A 16434-nucleotide genomic window follows, 5' to 3' on the forward strand; every position below is an offset into this window, starting at 1 on the left:
GCTTACCAGCTCGACTTCGTGATGCCGGGCAGTTCGCCACGGTGCGCCATGTCGCGGAAGCGGACACGCGAGACACCGAACTTCGTGAGCACGCCACGGGGGCGGCCGTCGATGGCGTCACGCGAACGCACGCGGATCGGCGAGGCGTTGCGGGGCAGCTTCTGCAGGCCCACGCGAGCGGCCTCGCGGCTCTCGTCGGTGCCGTTCGGGTCGACGAGCGCCTTCTTCAGTTCGAGGCGCTTCTCCGCGTAGCGGTCGACGATCACCTTGCGCTGCTCGTTGCGCGCGATCTTGCTCTTCTTCGCCATGTGGTTAGCGCTCCTCTCGGAAGTCGACGTGCTTGCGAATCACCGGGTCGTACTTCTTCAGCACGAGCCGGTCGGGGTTGTTGCGACGGTTCTTGCGGGTCACGTAGGTGAACCCGGTACCGGCGGTCGACCGAAGCTTGATGATCGGCCGGACGTCTTGTGCCTTCGCCATTAGAACTTCACCCCACGAGACTGCATGTCACGAACGACGGCCTCGATGCCACGGGCGTCGATGACCTTGATGCCCTTGGCGGACACGTTGATCGTGATGTTCCGACGAAGCGACGGAACGAAGTACGTCTTCTTCTGCACGTTCGGGTCGAAGCGGCGCTTCGTCCGGCGGTGCGAGTGCGAGATGTTGTGTCCGAAGCCGGGAACGGCTCCGGTCACCTGGCACACTGCTGCCATTGGTTTCCTCCAATACCGAGGGGCGGATGCCCCTCCCAAGGTCTCTTGTCTGCTGACGTTCCCACGCCGAATCCCGCGATTTCTCGCGGAGGACGAAGGGGATTGTCGCGGTCTGGGCAGTGGATGCACCCAGCCAACGAGCCAGTTTAGCAGAGTGGCCGATCGCAGCCGAATCGAGCGGTTCGGCTCAGTCCGTGAGCGAGTCGACGTACTCCCGGTTCTCCTCGATCCACGCCGCGACGACGGGGCCGTAGTCATCGGTGTCGGACTCGTTGAACATCGCGTTCTCGAGCGAGAAGAGCAGTTCGGAGTCCATCTCGAAGTCGGCGAGCCACATCGCGAGCGTCGGGAAGCGCTCGTCGAAGGTCTTGCCGCCGAAGGAGTGGATGCCCTCGGCATCGCCGAGCGCGCCCTCGGGGTCGGCGAGATCCTTGAGGGGGAACGCGTCGTACGCCCAGTGCGGGCGCCAGAGCGTGACGGCGATGTTCTCGCCGGCCTTCGTCGCGGCCGTCAGCTCGGAGAGCATCGCGGGCGTCGAGCTCGTGAGGTATTCCATCTTCTCGAGGCCGTAGGCCGGGATCACGGCTTCGGTCGTCACCCGGTTGAGGCCCGAGCCCGGTTCGATGCCCACGAGCCGGTTGCCGAAGAGGTCGGCGTTCGCGGCGAGCTCGTCGAGCGAGTCGATCGGGGCGTCCTCGTTCACCGCGATGGTGAGCTTCGCGTCCTCGTTCCACGCGCCGAGATCGACGAGCTCGTCGCCGTACTCCTCGATGTAGTCGGCGTGGGTGATCGGCAGCCAGGTGTCGAGCGTGACGTCGTAGTCGTCGGTCGTGAGGCCCGTGTAGACGGGCGCGGGGTCGGCGTACTCGAGGGTGACGTCGTAGCCCTGCTCGGTGAGCACGGCCTTCCAGAGTTCGCTGGCGGCGATGCCCTCGTCCCAGCCGTTGAAGACGGCGATCGTGACGTCCTTCTGGTCGCCGTTGTCGAGCGTCTCGGCACCGGCACCTGCGGCGCAGCCGCCGAGTGCGAGTGAGGAGACCGCTCCGAGTGCGAGTGCTCCGGTGAGCGTGCGCTTCTTCATGTGTTCCTTTCCTCCCGTGTGCTGTGGCACGGGTGTTGGGGAGCGCCGCGCGATTCCGCGCGACGAGTCGGGTGCCCGGCTCGAGCGGTCAGGGGGCGACGGATGCCACGGGGGCGCCCCCGCTCGCGGCGGGCTCGGGGCGGGGTGCAGCCGGCCGCGGGGCGCGCGCCGAGGCATCCGATCGCCTGACCCGCTTCGCACGCTGGCCGCGCAGACCGCCCAGCGCGCTGGTGAGCCGATCGAGGATGATCGCGAGGATCACGACCGAGAGCCCGGCCTCGAAGCCGAGGCCCACGTCGATGCGGGTGAGCGACTGCACGACGTCGCCGCCGAGCCCGCCCGCGCCGACCATGCCTGCGATGACGACCATCGAGAGCGAGAGCATGATGACCTGGTTGACGCCCGCCATGATGCTCGGCATCGCGAGCGGCAGCTGGATCTGGCGGAGGATGCGCCACGGAGAGGAGCCGAAGGCGTGGCCGGCCTCGACCACCTCCTTGTCGACGCCGCGGATGCCGAGCTCGGTCAGCCGCACGCCCGGCGCCATGGCGAAGACGATCGTCGCGACGATGCCGGGCACCACCCCCACTCGGAACAGGATGAGCGCCGGGATCAGGTAGACGAACGCCGGCATCGTCTGCATGAAGTCGAGGATCGGGCGGATGATCTTCGACGCCGTGTCGGAGCGGGCACCGAGGATGCCGATCGGGACGGCGATCACGATGGCGATCGCGCTGGCCACGAGCACGAGGGCGAGCGTGTCCATGGCGTTCTCCCACTGGTCGACGCCCACGATGACGAGGAGGCCGATCACCGTGCCGACGGCGAGCTTCCACCCTCGCAGGAGGAAGGCGAGTACCGCGAGCACGGCGATGACCACGCCGAACGGCGGCGCGGACAGCAGCAGGTCGACGGCGTCGTAGAGGCCGGCGAAGATCGCGCGGACGACGGCGAAGAAGCCGCCGAGGACGTCGGTCACGATGTCGATGACGCCTTCGGCGAGTTCGCCGAGGGGCAGACGGAAGTCGTTCATGCCGGGCTCCTCTCCCCCGCGGCGTGGGCCGCCGGGGCGTCGGCCGTCGCCGCCTCGGCCGCCGCCGTGCTGTGCAGCGTCGCCGTGATGACGTCGACGGGAATCGTCGCCGGGGTCGCGATGATCGACTGTTCGGCGGTGTCGGTCGGCACGTTGCCGAGCGCGGCGAGCAGCGTCACCCGCGGCACCGCGCCGAGCAGTCGCCCCTGGCCGTCGACGACGGCGAGCGGAAGCTGGCTCTCCACGGCGCTCTCGAACAGTTCGGAGAGGTGCTCGTCGACGTCGACGACGGGGTGGTCGTCGCTGATGACGCCCGCGAGCTCGCGCTCGCCCCGCTGCACGAGGCGCAGCACATCGCGGTCGTGGGCGACGCCGAGCAGGCGCCTCCCGTTGCCGACGACGAACACCATGGAGGTCTGCAGGTCGCGCATCGTCCGGAGTGCGGCCCGCGGACCCGCCGACGCGGTCACCACCGCTCGCGGCGCCTCCATGACGTTGCCGGCGGTGAGCACCCGGGCACGGTCGACGTCCTGCACGAACTGGGCGACGTAGTCGTCGGCCGGATCGGTGAGGATCTCCTCGGCGGTACCGAGCTGCACGATGCGTCCGTCGCGCATGACGGCGATGCGATCGCCGAGGAACATGGCCTCGTTGAGGTCGTGGGTGATGAAGACGATCGTCTTGCCGAGCTCGTGCTGAAGTTCGACGAGCTGCTCCTGCATCTCGCGGCGGATCAGCGGGTCGAGGGCCGAGAAGGCCTCGTCCATGAGCAGGATGTCGGTGTCGGCGACGAGCGCACGGGCCAGGCCGACCCGCTGCTGCATGCCGCCGGACAGCTCGTCGGGCATCTTGTCGCCCCATCCCCCGAGACCGACCCGGTCGAGGATCCGGTCGGCGCGCGCTCGGCGCTCGGCGAGCGGAACGCCCTGGATCTCGAGGCCGTACGCGGCGTTCTCACGGACGGTCCGGTGCGGCAGCAACGCGAAGTGCTGGAACACCATGGATACCCGCCGGCGTCGCACCGCGCGCAGACGCTTCGGCGCGACATCCGTGATCTGCTCCCCCATCACCGTCACCGTGCCGTCGGTCGGCTCGACGAGCCCGTTCAGCATCCTGATCAGGGTCGACTTGCCCGAGCCCGACAGGCCCATGACGACGAAGATCTCGCCTCGACGCACGTCGAAGTCGGCGTCGATGACGGCGGCGGTGCCGAGGGCGGCGACCTCGTCGCGACCGGCGCCCTGCTCGAGTCGAGCGAGCGCTTCTCGCGGCTTCCTGCCGAAGAACTTGGTGAGGTGGCGTACCTCGAGGGCGGTCGGCGGCTGCGGGCCGGGGTTCGGATTGTCTGGCATGGATCGGGCTCCCTGAGGGCGCGCCGAACACCGCGCACGTCAGGGGTTGCGCGGTCGGATCGGGATGCGCCGAACTCGTGGGTCACGGCCGGGTTGGCGGTGAATCGGATGCCCCGCGCTCAAGCCCGGCGCATGGTGCGATCGTCGGGCGAAACAGGGTGTCGTCGCACCCGGCCATCGGAGCCGGATGCCTCACCGCCGAACCATACGCTCCGAGGATTCCTGTTTGGGAATATCAGACCGCGGACTGGGCGATCGGTCTTGCAGGACCGTCGTCCACGCTATCGGGGATTCTCCGAAGAACCCAATCGGGCCGCGCTATTCAGCCCTGATCAGTGCTTTTGCATTCCGCTACTGGTTCATGTCGGATGCACGGGGGTCGCGATCGGCGAGCTGCGTGCAGTTCGCGCACAGCCCGAAGACGTCGACCACGTGCGCCGCCTGGGTGAACCCGTGCTCGGCCGCGATGCCTTTCGCCCACGCCTCCACCTCGTCGGCCGCGATCTCGACCGTCAGCCCGCAGTTGCGGCAGATGAGGTGATGATGGTGACCGGTCGTCGAGCAGGCCCGATACAGCGACTCACCCTCGGGCGACTGAAGCGAATCGGCCTCGCCGCTCGTCGCGAGGTCGCCGAGCGCGCGATAGACCGTCGCGAGACCGATCGGCGATCCGCTCGCGTGCAGCGCGGAGTGCAGCGCCTGCGCGCTGATGAAGCCCTCCGTGGAATCGAGCGCCTCACGGACGGCCTCGCGCTGCCAGGTGTTGCGTTTCATGCGATTCGTGCGCCCTCCGCGGTCTCGACGGGGATGTCGGTCCGCCTCCACGCTAGCCCTCGAAGCTTGGAGAGTCCCAGCGCGAGGAGGAAGAACGCCGTCGCCGCGAGCGCGATCGACGGGCCGGCGGCGATGTCGAACGCGCGCGAGGCGAGCACGCCGAGCACGCCCGACGCGGCGCCGATCAGGGGCGAGACGAGGAGCACTCCGCGGAACGAGCCGACCATGAGCCGCGCCGCCGCGGCCGGAGCCGCGATGAGCGCGATCGCGAGGATCGCGCCGACCGCCGGGAGCGAGCTCACGACCGACGCGGCGGTGAGGCCGAGCACGAGCAGCTCGATCGGCCACTCGCGATAGCCCATCGCCCGGAAGCCGGACGGATCGAAGGTCGAGAACGCGATCTCCTTGCCGAAGAGCACGACGAGCACCATCGCGGTCAGCGCAACACTTGCCGCAAGCAGTATGTCTCCGTCGCCGACGGTCAGGATGGAGCCCACGAGCAGGCTCTCGGCACGCACGGGCAGCCCGGGGATGAGCGCCTGCAACAGCGCCCCTGCGGCGAAGCCGCCGGTGAGCACGATTCCGGCTGCGACCTGCGCACCCTGGCGTCGTACGCGCGCGATGCCGGCCATGATCACGACGAGCACGACGGATGCCACGGCGGCCCCCGCGGGGACGCTGACGCCGAGCGCCGCCGCGGCGACCGCCCCCGGGTACGTGCCGTGGGTCAGCGCCTGCGCGAAGAAGGTGCGCTTGCGCAGCACCACGAGCGCGCCGACGAACCCGGCGCCGGCACCGATCACGATTGCCGCCAGGAGGGCGCGTTCGAAGTACCCCATCAGCGCCCCTCCCCCGCAATGCGAGGGGTCCCCGCATCCGCGGCGCCGGAACCGGCCGCTGCCGCCACCGCAGCCGCCGCCGCACCCGCTGCCGCTGCCGCCCTGGCCGCCGCACCCGCCGCCGCCGCCGCACCCGCCCCCGCTGCCGCACCAGCCCCTCCGTTCGGGAGGACTTCGGCCGATCGGGAGGAGGAAACTCGGGATTCGATCCTCCCGATCGAGCGATCTCCTCCCGTGCGGCGCGGCGGACGGGAGGCACGCGGCGGACGAGAGGCACGCGGCGAACGGGAGGCACGCGGCGAACGGGAGGCACGCGGCGGACGAGGCCCGTGGCGCGCATGGGAGACACGAGCGACGCGGCGGCTGATCGCCGTGACGCCCAGCACGAGCGCGTACCCCGCGACGAACACCGCCACGATCGTCGCGCCGGCCGGCAGGTCGATTCCGGCACCCACCGACACCGCGAACCCCGCCGCGAGCCCGAGCCACGCGCCGAGCGCGGCGAAGACTGCGGCGATCGGGAAGAGCCCCCACAGGCGGATGGTCGCGAGTCGCGCAACCGCACCCGGCACGATCAGCAGGGCCAGCACGAGCAGCGTGCCCACGGTCGCCGCGGCCGCGACGACGACGAGCGCGATCGCCGCGTTGAGCACGAGATCGAGCACGAGTGCCGAGTCGCCGACCGCGCGGCTGCCCTTTGCGTCGAACGCACGGAACAGTTGCTGCTTGAGGGTGAGGCCGACCGCGAGCAGCGCGAAGAGGCTGACCACGACGAGCGGCACGACCTGCTCGGGCGGGATCGTGAGCACCCGGCCGAAGAGCAGTGCCTCGAGCTCACCCGCGTAGTCGTCGCTCTTCGAGACCACGATCACGCCGATGCCGAAGGTGGCGGTGAGCATGATCGCGATCGCCGCGTCCGAGGTGATGCCCGCGCGATCGAGCCACGTCAGGGCGAGCGCGCCCGCGAGCGCCGCGACCGCCGCACCCGGGATGAGCCCGCTCGTCCCCCCGACCGCGAGTCCGATCGCGAGTCCGGGGAACACCGCGTGAGTGAGGCCGTCGGTGATGAACTCCAGCCCACGCAGGTTCACGAGCACGCCGACGACGCCGGCGACCACGGCCAGCACCAGCATGACAAGGAGCGCGCGGCCCATGAACGGGATCGCGAACGCGGAGAACAGCGCGTCGGTCAGCGACATGCGAGCCCCCTCCCCCGCGGCCCTCGCGGGCAATATGCGTTGTACGGCATTCAGTGACCCTCGTGCCCGGGGACCACGAGGGTGTGCTCGTCGATCTCGACCTCGACGCCCTCGAAGCACTCCTGCACGTTGCCCAGGGTGAGCACCTCGTCGACCGGGCCGAACGCCAGCTGCTCGCCGTTGACCAGCACGACCGAGTCGCACACGCGGCGGGCGAGGTCGAGGTCGTGGGTCGACACGAGCACCGCGACTCCGCGGGTCTTGAGCTCGCGCAACGTCTCGACCAGGGCATCGCGATTGAGCTGGTCGAGGCCGTTGAACGGCTCGTCGAGCAGCAGCAGCGTAGGGTCCGAGGCGAGGGCGCGCGCGAGCAGACCCCGTTGACGCTGCCCGCCCGAGAGCTCGCCGAACGGTCGCTTCGCGAGCCCCTCCAGCCCGACCGTCTCGAGCGCCCGCGCGACCGCCGCGCGATCGCCCCGGCCGGGCCACCTGAACACTCCGAGGCCGCGGTACCGCCCCTGCATGACGACCTGCTCGAGGCTGATCGGGAAGTCGGGGTCGAGGTCGGCCGACTGGGGGAGGAACGCCACCATGCCGTTCGCGGCATGCGATGCGCGGCCGATGCCGAAGTCGACGCCGCCGAGCTCGATCCGCCCGGCCGTGAGCGGCACGAGCCCGAGCACGCCCTTCAGCAGCGTCGACTTGCCTGCGCCGTTCGGACCGATGAGCGCGACCGCCTCGCCCGGCGCGATCTCGAGTTCGAGCCCCGAGACGCCCGAGCCGCCCGGGTGCGTGAAGGCGGCCCCGGAGAGGCGCAGGACGGGGGAGACGCTCATGCGAGTCATCCTTGCAGGACGGCAGGGAGGGCGGAAGGCGCGACGCCCCACGATTCGAGGATCAGTCGCGCATTGTGGACCTGGCTGCCGAGGTAGGTCTCGCCCTCGCTCCCGGGCGCGCCGAGCGAGTCGCCGTAGAGCGCGTCGGGCCCCGAGTACACGGCAGCGCCGGATTCGGCGGCGATCGTCTCCGCGGCCTTCGGCGAGAGGGATGCCTCGGAGAACACCGCGGCGACGCCCATCTCCTCGATCTTCGCGACGAGCTCGTCGATCTCGGCGGCGCTCGGCTCGGCGTTGTCGTCGAAGCTCGGGATGACGCTACCGACGAAGGTGACGTCGTAGGCGTCGACGAAATACGTGAAGGCGTCGTGGTTCGTCACGAGCAGGCGTTCGCCGACCGGCACCTGTTCGACGTTGTCGCCGATCCACTCGTCGAGCGCCGCGAGCTTCGCGAGGTACGCGGTCTCGTTCGCTTCGAGCTTCGTGTCATCGAGGCCGTCGACCGTCGCGAGACCGTCGGCGATGTTCTCGACCATCCGCTCGGCGAGCGCGGGATCGGTCCAGATATGCGGGTTGCCGGCGCCGTGGTCGTGACCCTCGTGGTCGGCGTCGTGGTCGTGCCCCGAAGCATCCGCCTCGTCGTCGTGGTCGTGTGCGTGGTCGTCGGTGCCGAAGAGCTCGATGCCGGTGCTCGCGTCGATGAGCACCCCGTCGAAGCCGGAGGCGTCGACGGCGTCGTCGAGCCAGCTCTCGAGGCCGCCGCCGTTGACGACCAGCGCGTCGGCGTTCGCCAGTGCCAGCAGCTGCGCCGCCGACGGGTCGAAGCCGTGCGCGCTCTGGCCGGGGGAGAGGAGCTGCGTGAACGCGGCGTCGCCGCCCAGGAGTTCGCGGGTGAAGTCGCCGACCTGCGTCGTCGTCGCGACGATCTGCGGCCCGTCGGTGCCGGCGGATGTCCCGGGGCTCGCGCACCCTGCGAGGGCGATGGCGCCGGCCGTCACGAGACCGCCCGCACCCATCAGCGTGAGGGGGCGGGTGACGTTCCGGCTGCGCGTGTGCATGCTTCGAAACTACGCTTATTGATAATGATTGTCAAAACCATTTGAGATGCGGCGCCGCGTCGAGCCTCCCTCGAGGCAACTCGAAGAGTTCACCGGGCATTCCAACGTCACCCTGTGCACAACACTTGGCGCCGGTCGGCGGTGCATGCGAGAGTGAAGTACGTGGATACGACGACGGCCCCGATCACGCTGCACCGATTCACCGTCGCCGATGCCGAGCGCGTGCTCTCCGGCGCGGTCGATCCGCACGACGAGTGGGAGGGCGCCTACGCCTTCACCGACGAGCCCGAGCTTCTCGCCGAGTACGTGAGCGCGGTGCGACAGAACGGCGACCCCATGCCCTTCGGGCCCTATCTGGTGCGCCGCGGTGAAGACGGGCCGGCCATCGGGGGAGTGAACCTGTTCGGCCCGCCCGACGCCGACGGCGCCGTCGAGTTCGACTTCGGACTCGTGCCCGCCGTGCGCGGCCAGGGGCTCGCGTTCCACACCGTGGTGGCCGCCGTGGAGCTCGCCCGCTCGACCGGTCTCGCCCGCATCGTGCGCGCCTCGGCCGAGGTCTCGAACCTGCCCGCACGCCGCACGCTCGAGCGGGTCGGCTTCGTCGAGGCGAGCCGCACGCCCGACACGATCACGAGCGAGTTCCGGCTGTAGCGGGGGCGCCGACCGCGCCCCCGCGCCTGGCTGCGCTCTCCGCCCGCTGTCCGCGGTCCGCGTCCTCCTGCGGGCGGAAAGCCGTCAGCCCCCGATCATTTGCCGTCGACTGGGCATTGGAATGCTCCCGGCCCGACGAGTTCGCAGCCCATCACATCGTTGAACCCGTTCGGCGTGCCGCCTTCAGGAGCTTCATCGCTGACCGAGGTCACCACCGTCGTCCACGCGGTGGCGGTTCCCGCGGGGTAGCCCCATTGCTCGGCCAACTGGATCTGCCGTTCCCCGATGAAGAGGCCCGTGTCAGCGTCGATGATCAGTTCCTGCCGAGTCTGATTCGAGGACTCAGTGCGACCGATCGCCACCCCGGTTCGTCCGTTCAACGTCGCCTGATCCTCGATGATCTCGACCCCTGGGATCAGCGCCGCGGCCTGGTAGAACGCACCCCGGAGGTCGGCGGGAACCGCTCCGCTCCGAAGCCGATCGGCGATGTACACGAGCGCCTCGCCGTCGGGGGAGGGACCTGCTCCGAGGGTGACCCGGTAGATGTGGTTGAGGAGCCGGTGCGGGTCGCGCGGCAGCTCGTCGAGCTGCAGCTCCGCGACCTCCGACGGGTAGCTGTAGAAGTTTCCGCCGGTTGCCCGGAGGCGTTCGGGCTCGGAGCCGAACTCCATGATCGTTCCCTGATACGACTCCTCCGCGAGGCGCCGCCCTTCGTCGCTGAACGCCTCGTACGGTCGCGAATGCTCCCTGACCCAGACCCATTCGTCCGATCGGTCGGCCGGCACGAAGAGCTGGTCGTCGGCGATGGTGAGCCAGCTCAACGGAGCCTGCCCGTCGAGCTGAGTCGTCGACCCGTACACCGCCGTCGTCTCGATCTTCAGGTACTGCCCGGGCCCGACCACCGGGTCGGACACCTCGATCGCCGCGAGCGCCGCCTCCTCGAGCACCGCCGCCGCGGCCGGCGTCGCCCCGCCGCGCCACCCCGCGAGCCCGACGACGTCGGCCATCACGAGCGTCGCGACGGCGCTGACCGCCACGGCCCCGCCGAGGGTGCCGAACCCCCACCCGCGCCGCCGCCGCCGACGGCGGGCGGCTCGCGCGGTCGCCGAGGCATCCACGTTCGTTTCCTCCTCGATCGCCCCGAACAATGCCGCGCGTCCTCGCGCGAGCGACTCGTCGCTCACCGTCGCCACGTCGTCAGATGATCGGCGCAGCAGTTGCAGCTCGTTCATGTTCCACCTCCGATTCGCGGGGCTCGCCCGCGTCGAGTTCGATGCGCAGCCTTCGCCGCGCGCGGTTCAGTCGTGAGCGGACCGTGCCGATCGGCACCTCGAGCGCTTCGGCGACCCCTGAGTAGTCGAGGTCGCCGAGGGCGTACAGCAGCAGCGTGTCGCGTTCCGCCCGGGGCATCCGTGCGATCACCCGGCCGAGTCGCCCCAGTGCGGCCTCCGCGTCGATGCGATCGCCGACGGCGTCGGTGGCATCGAGGTGGGGCTCCGTTGCGGCATGTGCCGCGGCGAGTCCGCGCCACGCGCGGGCCTCGAGTCGGGCGCGCTTCTTCAGCAGGGTGGTGGCGATGCCGTAGAGCCACGGCATCGCGTCGTCACGCGACCCGTCGAAGCGCCCGCGTCGCTCGAAGGCGACGAGGAACGTCTCGCTCATGACGTCGTCGGCCGCATGCGACCCGACGCGGCGTGCGGCGAAACGATGCACGCGCGGTGCGTGGCGATCGTAGAGCTCGCTGAACGCCGCCGGGCTCTCCAGCGATCGGGCGATGATGTCGCGGTCTGTGCTCACACCGGCTATTGCACGTTTCGCGCGTTCGAGTTCACGATTCGGATGCTACTGCGCCGACGCACTTCGTTGCGGGGGTGCTTTCCCGCCAATCCGATGCGGTTCAGGGCGGGAATCTGGCGCAAATGCACCCCCGGAACGGGTCCGCGGGTGCGGACGCGGGTGCGGGTGCGGGTCCTCGGGCGCGGGTCCGCGGGCGCGCGCACACGCTACTCGAGCAGGAGCGCGGGCTCCTCGATGATCGAGGCGACATCGGCGACGAAGCGCGAGACGACGTCGCCGTCGACGACGCGGTGGTCGAACGAGCCGCCGATCGTCGTCACGAAGCGCGGCCGCACCTCGCCGTCGACGACCCACGGCTTCTGCTTGATCGTTCCGAGCGCGACGATGCCGACCTCTCCCGGGTTGAGGATCGGCGTGCCGGTGTCCATGCCGAAGACGCCGATGTTCGTGATCGTGATCGTGCCGCCCTGCATCTCGGCGGGCTGCGTCTTGCCCTCGCGGGCGGTGAGCGTCAGCTGCTCGAGCGCGGTCGCGAGCTCGACCATCGACATGTCCTGCGCGTTCTTCACGTTCGGCACGATCAGCCCACGGGGCGTCGCCGCGGCGATCCCGAGGTTCACGTAGTGCTTGACGATGATCTCGTCGTCGGTCCACTGCGCGTTGACCGTCGGATTGCGACGCACGGCCCAGAGCATCGCCTTCGCCATGATGAGCAGCGGCGAGATCTTGATGCCGGCGTAGTCGGGCGAGGCCTTGAGGCGCTTCAGGTATTCCATCGTGCGAGTCGCGTCGACATCGACGAACACCGACACATGCGGCGCCGAGTATGCGCTCTGCACCATCGCGTTCGCGATCGCCTTGCGCACGCCCTTCACGGGGATGCGGGTCTCGCGGTCGGACGGCGCCTCGGGCGTCTGGATGTTGCGGAAGACGCTCGCCTGGCTCGCCTCGCGGATGACGTCGTCGCGCGTGATGTCGCCGATCGACCCGGTCGGGGCGACCCGCGAGATGTCGACGCCGAGGTCTTTCGCGAGCTTGCGGATCGGCGGCTTCGCGATCACGGGCACGCGCGACTCGCCGCGCGACGCAGCGGTCGGCGCAGCGGTCTGGGCTGCGGATGCCGCGGCGGCACCGCTGCGGTCGGCCGCGACCGGCGCCGCGACGGGAGCCGGGGGAGCGACGACCGCGGGAGCGGGCGGCGTCGCGAGGTTCTCGTGCGCCCCGCCGGGCGAGGGGTGCCGGCGTCGGCGCGTCGCCGTGGGGCCCGAGGCGCCGTGCCCGACGAGCACCGCTCCGCCGCCCTCCTCGGCGGGAGCAGCAGCGGGAGCCTCAGCGGGAGCGGCCGTGGCCGCAGCGCCGTTCGCACCCGCCCCGCCGGCACCCGCAGCTCCGGCCGGCGCCACGCCCGCGGCATCCGTCTGGATCACCAGGATGGGCGTGCCGACGTCGACCGTCCTGCCCTCTTCGACGAGGAGTTCGGAGACGACGCCCTCGAACGCGCTCGGCAGTTCGACGAGCGATTTCGCGGTCTCGATCTCGACGAACACCTGGTCGAGCACGATGCGATCGCCGGGGGCGACGCGCCACTGCACGATCTCGGCCTCGGTGAGGCCCTCGCCGACATCGGGAAGGGGGAATCGGATCTCGCTCATCAGTCTTACCCTCGCAGTCGAGTCATGCCGTCAACGACATGTCTGGGTCGTGTCAGTAGGCCAGCGCGCGGTCCACGGCTTCGAGCACCCGGTCGGGACTCGGCAGGTACTCGGTCTCGAGCGAGGCCGGCGGGAACGGCGTGTCGAAGCCCGAGACCCGCAGCACGGGCGCCTCGAGCGAGTAGAACGCCCGCTCGGCGACGGTCGCGGCGATCTCGGAGCCGACCGAGACGTTGCCGTACGCCTCCTGCGCCACGACGAGTCGGCCGGTGCGGTGCACCGACTCGAGCAGCGGGCCGTAGTCGATGGGGGAGAGGGAGCGCAGGTCGACGACCTCGATGCTCGTGCCCTCCTCCGCCGCGACATCGGCGGCCTGGAGCAGCGTCGAGACCATCGCGCCGTGGCCGACGACGGTGATGTCGGCGCCCTGGCGAACCACCCGGCTCGCGTGCAGCGGCAACCCGGCGTGGTCGAGGTCGACAGGGCCCTTCGGCCAGTAGCGGCTCTTCGGCTCGAAGAACAGCACGGGGTCGCGCGACTCGATCGCCTCGCGAATCATCCAGTAGGCGTCGTGGGGGTTCGACGGGCTGACCACGCGCAGGCCCGGGGTGTGGGCGAAGTACGCCTCGGGGCTCTCCTGATGGTGCTCGATCGAACCGATGTGCCCGCCGTACGGCACTCGGATGACGATCGGCATCGTCACCCTGCCCTCGTGCCGAAGGGTCTGCCGCGCGAGCTGGGTCGTGATCTGGTCGAACGCCGGGAAGATGAAGCCGTCGAACTGGATCTCGCACACGGGCCGGTAGCCGCGCATCGCGAGGCCGATGGCCGTGCCCACGATGGCCGACTCGGCGAGGGGGGTGTCGAGCACCCGCTTCTCGCCGAACTCGGCCGAGAGCCCCTCGGTGACGCGGAACACGCCGCCGAGCGGCCCGATGTCCTCGCCCATGAGCAGCACCTTCTCGTCGGCGCGCATGGCGTCGCGGAGGCCCGCCGTGATCGCCTTCGCCATCGACAGGGTCTGCACGCCGCGCATGTCGCCGGCCACGTCTGCGGGTCGAGTCGCCGAAGGCGTCTCGACCTCGGGCACGGATGCCTCGGGCGTCGTGTCGCTCGTCACGCGAACCTCCTCGTCGATCCGGCCGGTCATGCCGCGTCTCCGTCGAACGAGTTCTCGAACTCGTCGAGCCAGGCGTGCTGCTCGGCCATGAGCGGGTGCGGCTCGCTGTAGACGTGCTCGAAGATCGAGGCGCGCACCGGCCCGGTCAGCTCCAGTGCACGGCGGCGCACGTCGGCCGCCACGTCGGATGCCTCCTGGTCGACGTCGTCGAAGAACGCGGCCGAGGCGCCGCGGCTCTCGAGCCACGTGCGGTACCGGGCGATCGGGTCGCGCTCGGCCCAGTACGCCACCTCGTCGTCGGTGCGGTACTTCGTGGGATCGTCGGCGGTCGTGTGCGCGCCCATGCGGTAGGTGAGCGCCTCGATGAGACTCGGGCCCTGGCCGGCCCGGGCCTCCTCGAGCGACTGGCGGGTGACCGCGTAGCTCGCGAGCACGTCGTTGCCGTCGATGCGCACGCCGGGCATGCCGAAACCGCCGCCGCGCAGCGAAAGCGGGCTGCGCGACTGCCGCGAGACCGGCACCGAGATCGCCCACTGGTTGTTCTGGATGAAGAAGACCTGCGGCGTCTCGTAGCTCGAGGCGAAGACGAGTGCCTCGTTGGCGTCGCCCTGCGAGCTGGCACCGTCGCCGTAGTAGACGAGCACCGCGGCATCCGTCTCGGGGTCGCCTGTGGCGGTGGCGCCGTCGAACTGCAACCCCATGGCGTAGCCCGTGGCGTGCAGCGTCTGCGAGGCGAGCACGAGCGTGTAGAGGTGGAAGTTGCCGTTCTCCTCGGGGTTCCAGCCGCCCTGCGTGATGCCGCGCAGCAGCGCGAGGATGCGCACCGGATCGAGTCCGCGGATCATGCCCACGATGTGTTCGCGGTACGAGGGGAAGAGATGGTCTTGAGGGCGTGCGGCGTGCGCGGAGCCGACCTGCGCCGCCTCCTGGCCGGAGCTCGGCACCCACAGTGCCAACTGACCCTGTCGTTGCAGGTTCGCGCCGGCGACGTCGAGCCGCCGTGAGACCGTCATATCGCGGTAGAAACGCTGCAACGTCGCGTCGTCGAGCGCCTCGACGAGCGGCAGATAGGGCTCGGCTTCGGGGCTCGGGCGCAACACGCCCTCTGGGGTCAGGAGCTGAACCGTCGGCACGGTGAAGTCTCTCTCGCGGGCTGCCACCGTTCCACGCTACCCGCTATCCGGGATGCCCTTCTTGTGAAGCCGGTACAAGCTCACCGAGAATCCGGAGGAGGGAATCGACAGACTCCTCCTCGCCGATCGACACGCGGATGCCCGCCGGCGGGAACGCCCGGGTCACGAGCCCGGCATCGAAGAGCCGCTCGGCGACCTCGGCCGTCGCCTCGCCCGCAGGCAGCCAGATGAAGTTGCCCTGGGCGACCGGGATCGGCCACCCCTGCGCGATCAATGCCGTGCGGACGCGGTCGCGCCGTTCGGCGATGACCCCGACGCGCTCGAGCAGTTCGGCCTCGGCGGCGGGCTCGAGCGAGGCGAGCGCCGCAGCGGTCGAGGCGGCGGTCACGCTGAGCGGGGTGATCGTGGCGCGTGCCGCGTCGAGGATCGGCACGGGGCCGATCGCGTAGCCGACCCGGAGGCCGGCGAGGCCGTAGGCCTTCGAGAAGGTGCGCAGGATGACGAGGTTCGGGTACCGGCCGAGGAGCGTCGAGCCGTCGACGGCTCCGGGCGCATCGCGGACGAACTCGATGTAGGCCTCGTCGAGCAGCACGAGCAGGTCGGCGGGAACCTTCGCCATGAACGCCTCGAACTCGGCGGCCGTGACGACGACGCCCGTCGGATTGTTCGGCGAGCAGACGATGACGACGCGGGTGCGGTCGGTGATCGCCGCCGCCATCGCCTCGAGGTCGTGCCCGTGGTCGGCGCGATTCGGCACCTGCACGCTCGTCGCGCCCGACACGGTGACGAGACCCGGGTAGGCCTCGAACGACCGCCACGAGTAGACGACCTCGTCGCCGGGAGCGGCGGCGGCCTGGATCAGTGCGGCGAGCAGCGCCACCGAGCCCGCACCGACGAGCACCTCGTCGGCGGTGACCCCGTAACGCCGTGCGAGGGCTTCGCGCAGGGCGAGCGCCGTGGCATCGGGGTAGCGGTTGATCGTCGATGCCGAGGCCGCGACCGCCTCGGCGACGGAGGGCAGCGGGTCGAACGGATTCTCGTTGCTCGAGAGCTTGAATCCGTCGGCGGGAGCGGGGCGGCCCTGGCGATACGGCGGGAGGGCGGCGATCTCGGGGCGCAGGCGAACGCCTGCTCCTCGCGGTTCCGGTGCGTTCACGCGATCCACCGTACCCCTTCGCCTCTGCCGCACCGTC

18 protein-coding genes are annotated in these 16434 nt (G+C 70.3%); 1 reads left to right on the top strand and 17 read right to left on the bottom strand.

Translation table 11 applies throughout. From position 1 onward, the window contains the following. Positions 1-2 precede the first annotated feature (2 nt). The 11 genes from rpsN to H516_RS18935 form a co-directional block, all read right to left on the bottom strand. Entirely contained in the window at positions 3-308 is a 306-nt protein-coding gene (rpsN, locus tag H516_RS0107145) for a 30S ribosomal protein S14 (protein ID WP_022889040.1), read from the bottom strand. A gap of 4 nt (positions 309-312) precedes the next feature. Next, positions 313-480: a 50S ribosomal protein L33 gene (gene rpmG / locus H516_RS0107150; protein WP_022889041.1), complete on the bottom strand. Its 168-nt coding sequence runs from the start codon at positions 478-480 to the stop codon at positions 313-315. Further along, the gene (rpmB, locus tag H516_RS0107155) at positions 480-716 is read right to left on the bottom strand and encodes a 50S ribosomal protein L28 (protein WP_022889042.1); all 237 of its coding nucleotides are present in this window, start codon (positions 714-716) and stop codon (positions 480-482) included. The genes rpmG and rpmB overlap by 1 nt, the downstream gene beginning before the upstream one ends. Positions 717-903: 187 nt before the next feature. Next, positions 904-1797, bottom strand: coding sequence for a glycine betaine ABC transporter substrate-binding protein (locus tag H516_RS0107160; RefSeq protein WP_026378535.1), 894 nt, complete (start codon positions 1795-1797; stop codon positions 904-906). Between the two features lie 88 nt (positions 1798-1885). Then, positions 1886-2830 carry an ABC transporter permease gene (locus H516_RS18915; RefSeq protein ID WP_051138714.1) on the bottom strand — a complete coding sequence of 315 codons (945 nt, stop codon included), beginning with the start codon at positions 2828-2830 and terminating at the stop codon, positions 1886-1888. Then, entirely contained in the window at positions 2827-4182 is a 1356-nt protein-coding gene (locus H516_RS18920) for a quaternary amine ABC transporter ATP-binding protein (protein ID WP_022889043.1), read from the bottom strand. The genes H516_RS18915 and H516_RS18920 overlap by 4 nt, the downstream gene beginning before the upstream one ends. Positions 4183-4533: 351 nt before the next feature. Beyond that, on the bottom strand, positions 4534-4956 hold the full coding sequence (locus H516_RS0107175; protein WP_022889044.1) for a Fur family transcriptional regulator: 423 nt from the start codon (positions 4954-4956) through the stop codon (positions 4534-4536). After that, positions 4953-5795 carry a metal ABC transporter permease gene (locus H516_RS18925; RefSeq protein ID WP_022889045.1) on the bottom strand — a complete coding sequence of 281 codons (843 nt, stop codon included), beginning with the start codon at positions 5793-5795 and terminating at the stop codon, positions 4953-4955. Before H516_RS18925 ends, H516_RS0107175 begins: the two co-directional genes overlap by 4 nt. After that, positions 5795-6994: a metal ABC transporter permease gene (locus tag H516_RS18930; protein WP_022889046.1), complete on the bottom strand. Its 1200-nt coding sequence runs from the start codon at positions 6992-6994 to the stop codon at positions 5795-5797. The genes H516_RS18925 and H516_RS18930 overlap by 1 nt, the downstream gene beginning before the upstream one ends. Positions 6995-7044: 50 nt before the next feature. Beyond that, positions 7045-7830: a metal ABC transporter ATP-binding protein gene (locus tag H516_RS0107190; protein ID WP_051138715.1), complete on the bottom strand. Its 786-nt coding sequence runs from the start codon at positions 7828-7830 to the stop codon at positions 7045-7047. Between the two features lie 5 nt (positions 7831-7835). After that, a complete protein-coding gene (locus H516_RS18935) occupies positions 7836-8888 on the bottom strand; it encodes a metal ABC transporter substrate-binding protein (protein ID WP_022889048.1) in 1053 nt (350 codons plus the stop codon). 162 nt (positions 8889-9050) lie between these two features. On the opposite strand from H516_RS18935, the gene H516_RS21260 reads away from it, so the two are divergent. Beyond that, positions 9051-9539: a GNAT family N-acetyltransferase gene (locus H516_RS21260; protein ID WP_169513503.1), complete on the top strand. Its 489-nt coding sequence runs from the start codon at positions 9051-9053 to the stop codon at positions 9537-9539. A 95-nt stretch (positions 9540-9634) separates the two neighbouring features. Here the strand turns inward: H516_RS21260 and H516_RS21265 are convergent, their stop codons facing one another. From H516_RS21265 to H516_RS0107230, 6 genes are all read right to left on the bottom strand, one after another. Next, the gene (locus H516_RS21265) at positions 9635-10771 is read right to left on the bottom strand and encodes a CU044_5270 family protein (RefSeq protein ID WP_022889050.1); all 1137 of its coding nucleotides are present in this window, start codon (positions 10769-10771) and stop codon (positions 9635-9637) included. After that, a complete protein-coding gene (locus H516_RS0107210) occupies positions 10737-11336 on the bottom strand; it encodes an RNA polymerase sigma factor (protein WP_022889051.1) in 600 nt (199 codons plus the stop codon). Before H516_RS0107210 ends, H516_RS21265 begins: the two co-directional genes overlap by 35 nt. 206 nt (positions 11337-11542) lie before the next feature. Beyond that, positions 11543-12988: a dihydrolipoamide acetyltransferase family protein gene (locus H516_RS0107215; RefSeq protein ID WP_022889052.1), complete on the bottom strand. Its 1446-nt coding sequence runs from the start codon at positions 12986-12988 to the stop codon at positions 11543-11545. A gap of 52 nt (positions 12989-13040) precedes the next feature. Next, entirely contained in the window at positions 13041-14024 is a 984-nt protein-coding gene (locus H516_RS0107220) for an alpha-ketoacid dehydrogenase subunit beta (RefSeq protein ID WP_026378537.1), read from the bottom strand. A gap of 110 nt (positions 14025-14134) precedes the next feature. Further along, the gene (locus H516_RS0107225) at positions 14135-15268 is read right to left on the bottom strand and encodes a thiamine pyrophosphate-dependent dehydrogenase E1 component subunit alpha (protein ID WP_022889054.1); all 1134 of its coding nucleotides are present in this window, start codon (positions 15266-15268) and stop codon (positions 14135-14137) included. A gap of 16 nt (positions 15269-15284) precedes the next feature. Continuing rightward, positions 15285-16397 (bottom strand): histidinol-phosphate transaminase, encoded by a 1113-nt coding sequence (locus H516_RS0107230; RefSeq protein ID WP_026378539.1) that lies wholly within the window; start codon positions 16395-16397, stop codon positions 15285-15287. Positions 16398-16434: the final 37 nt, after the last annotated feature.

It is taken from the genome of Agromyces italicus DSM 16388 (genome assembly GCF_000421545.1).
GTDB lineage: Bacteria > Actinomycetota > Actinomycetes > Actinomycetales > Microbacteriaceae > Agromyces > Agromyces italicus.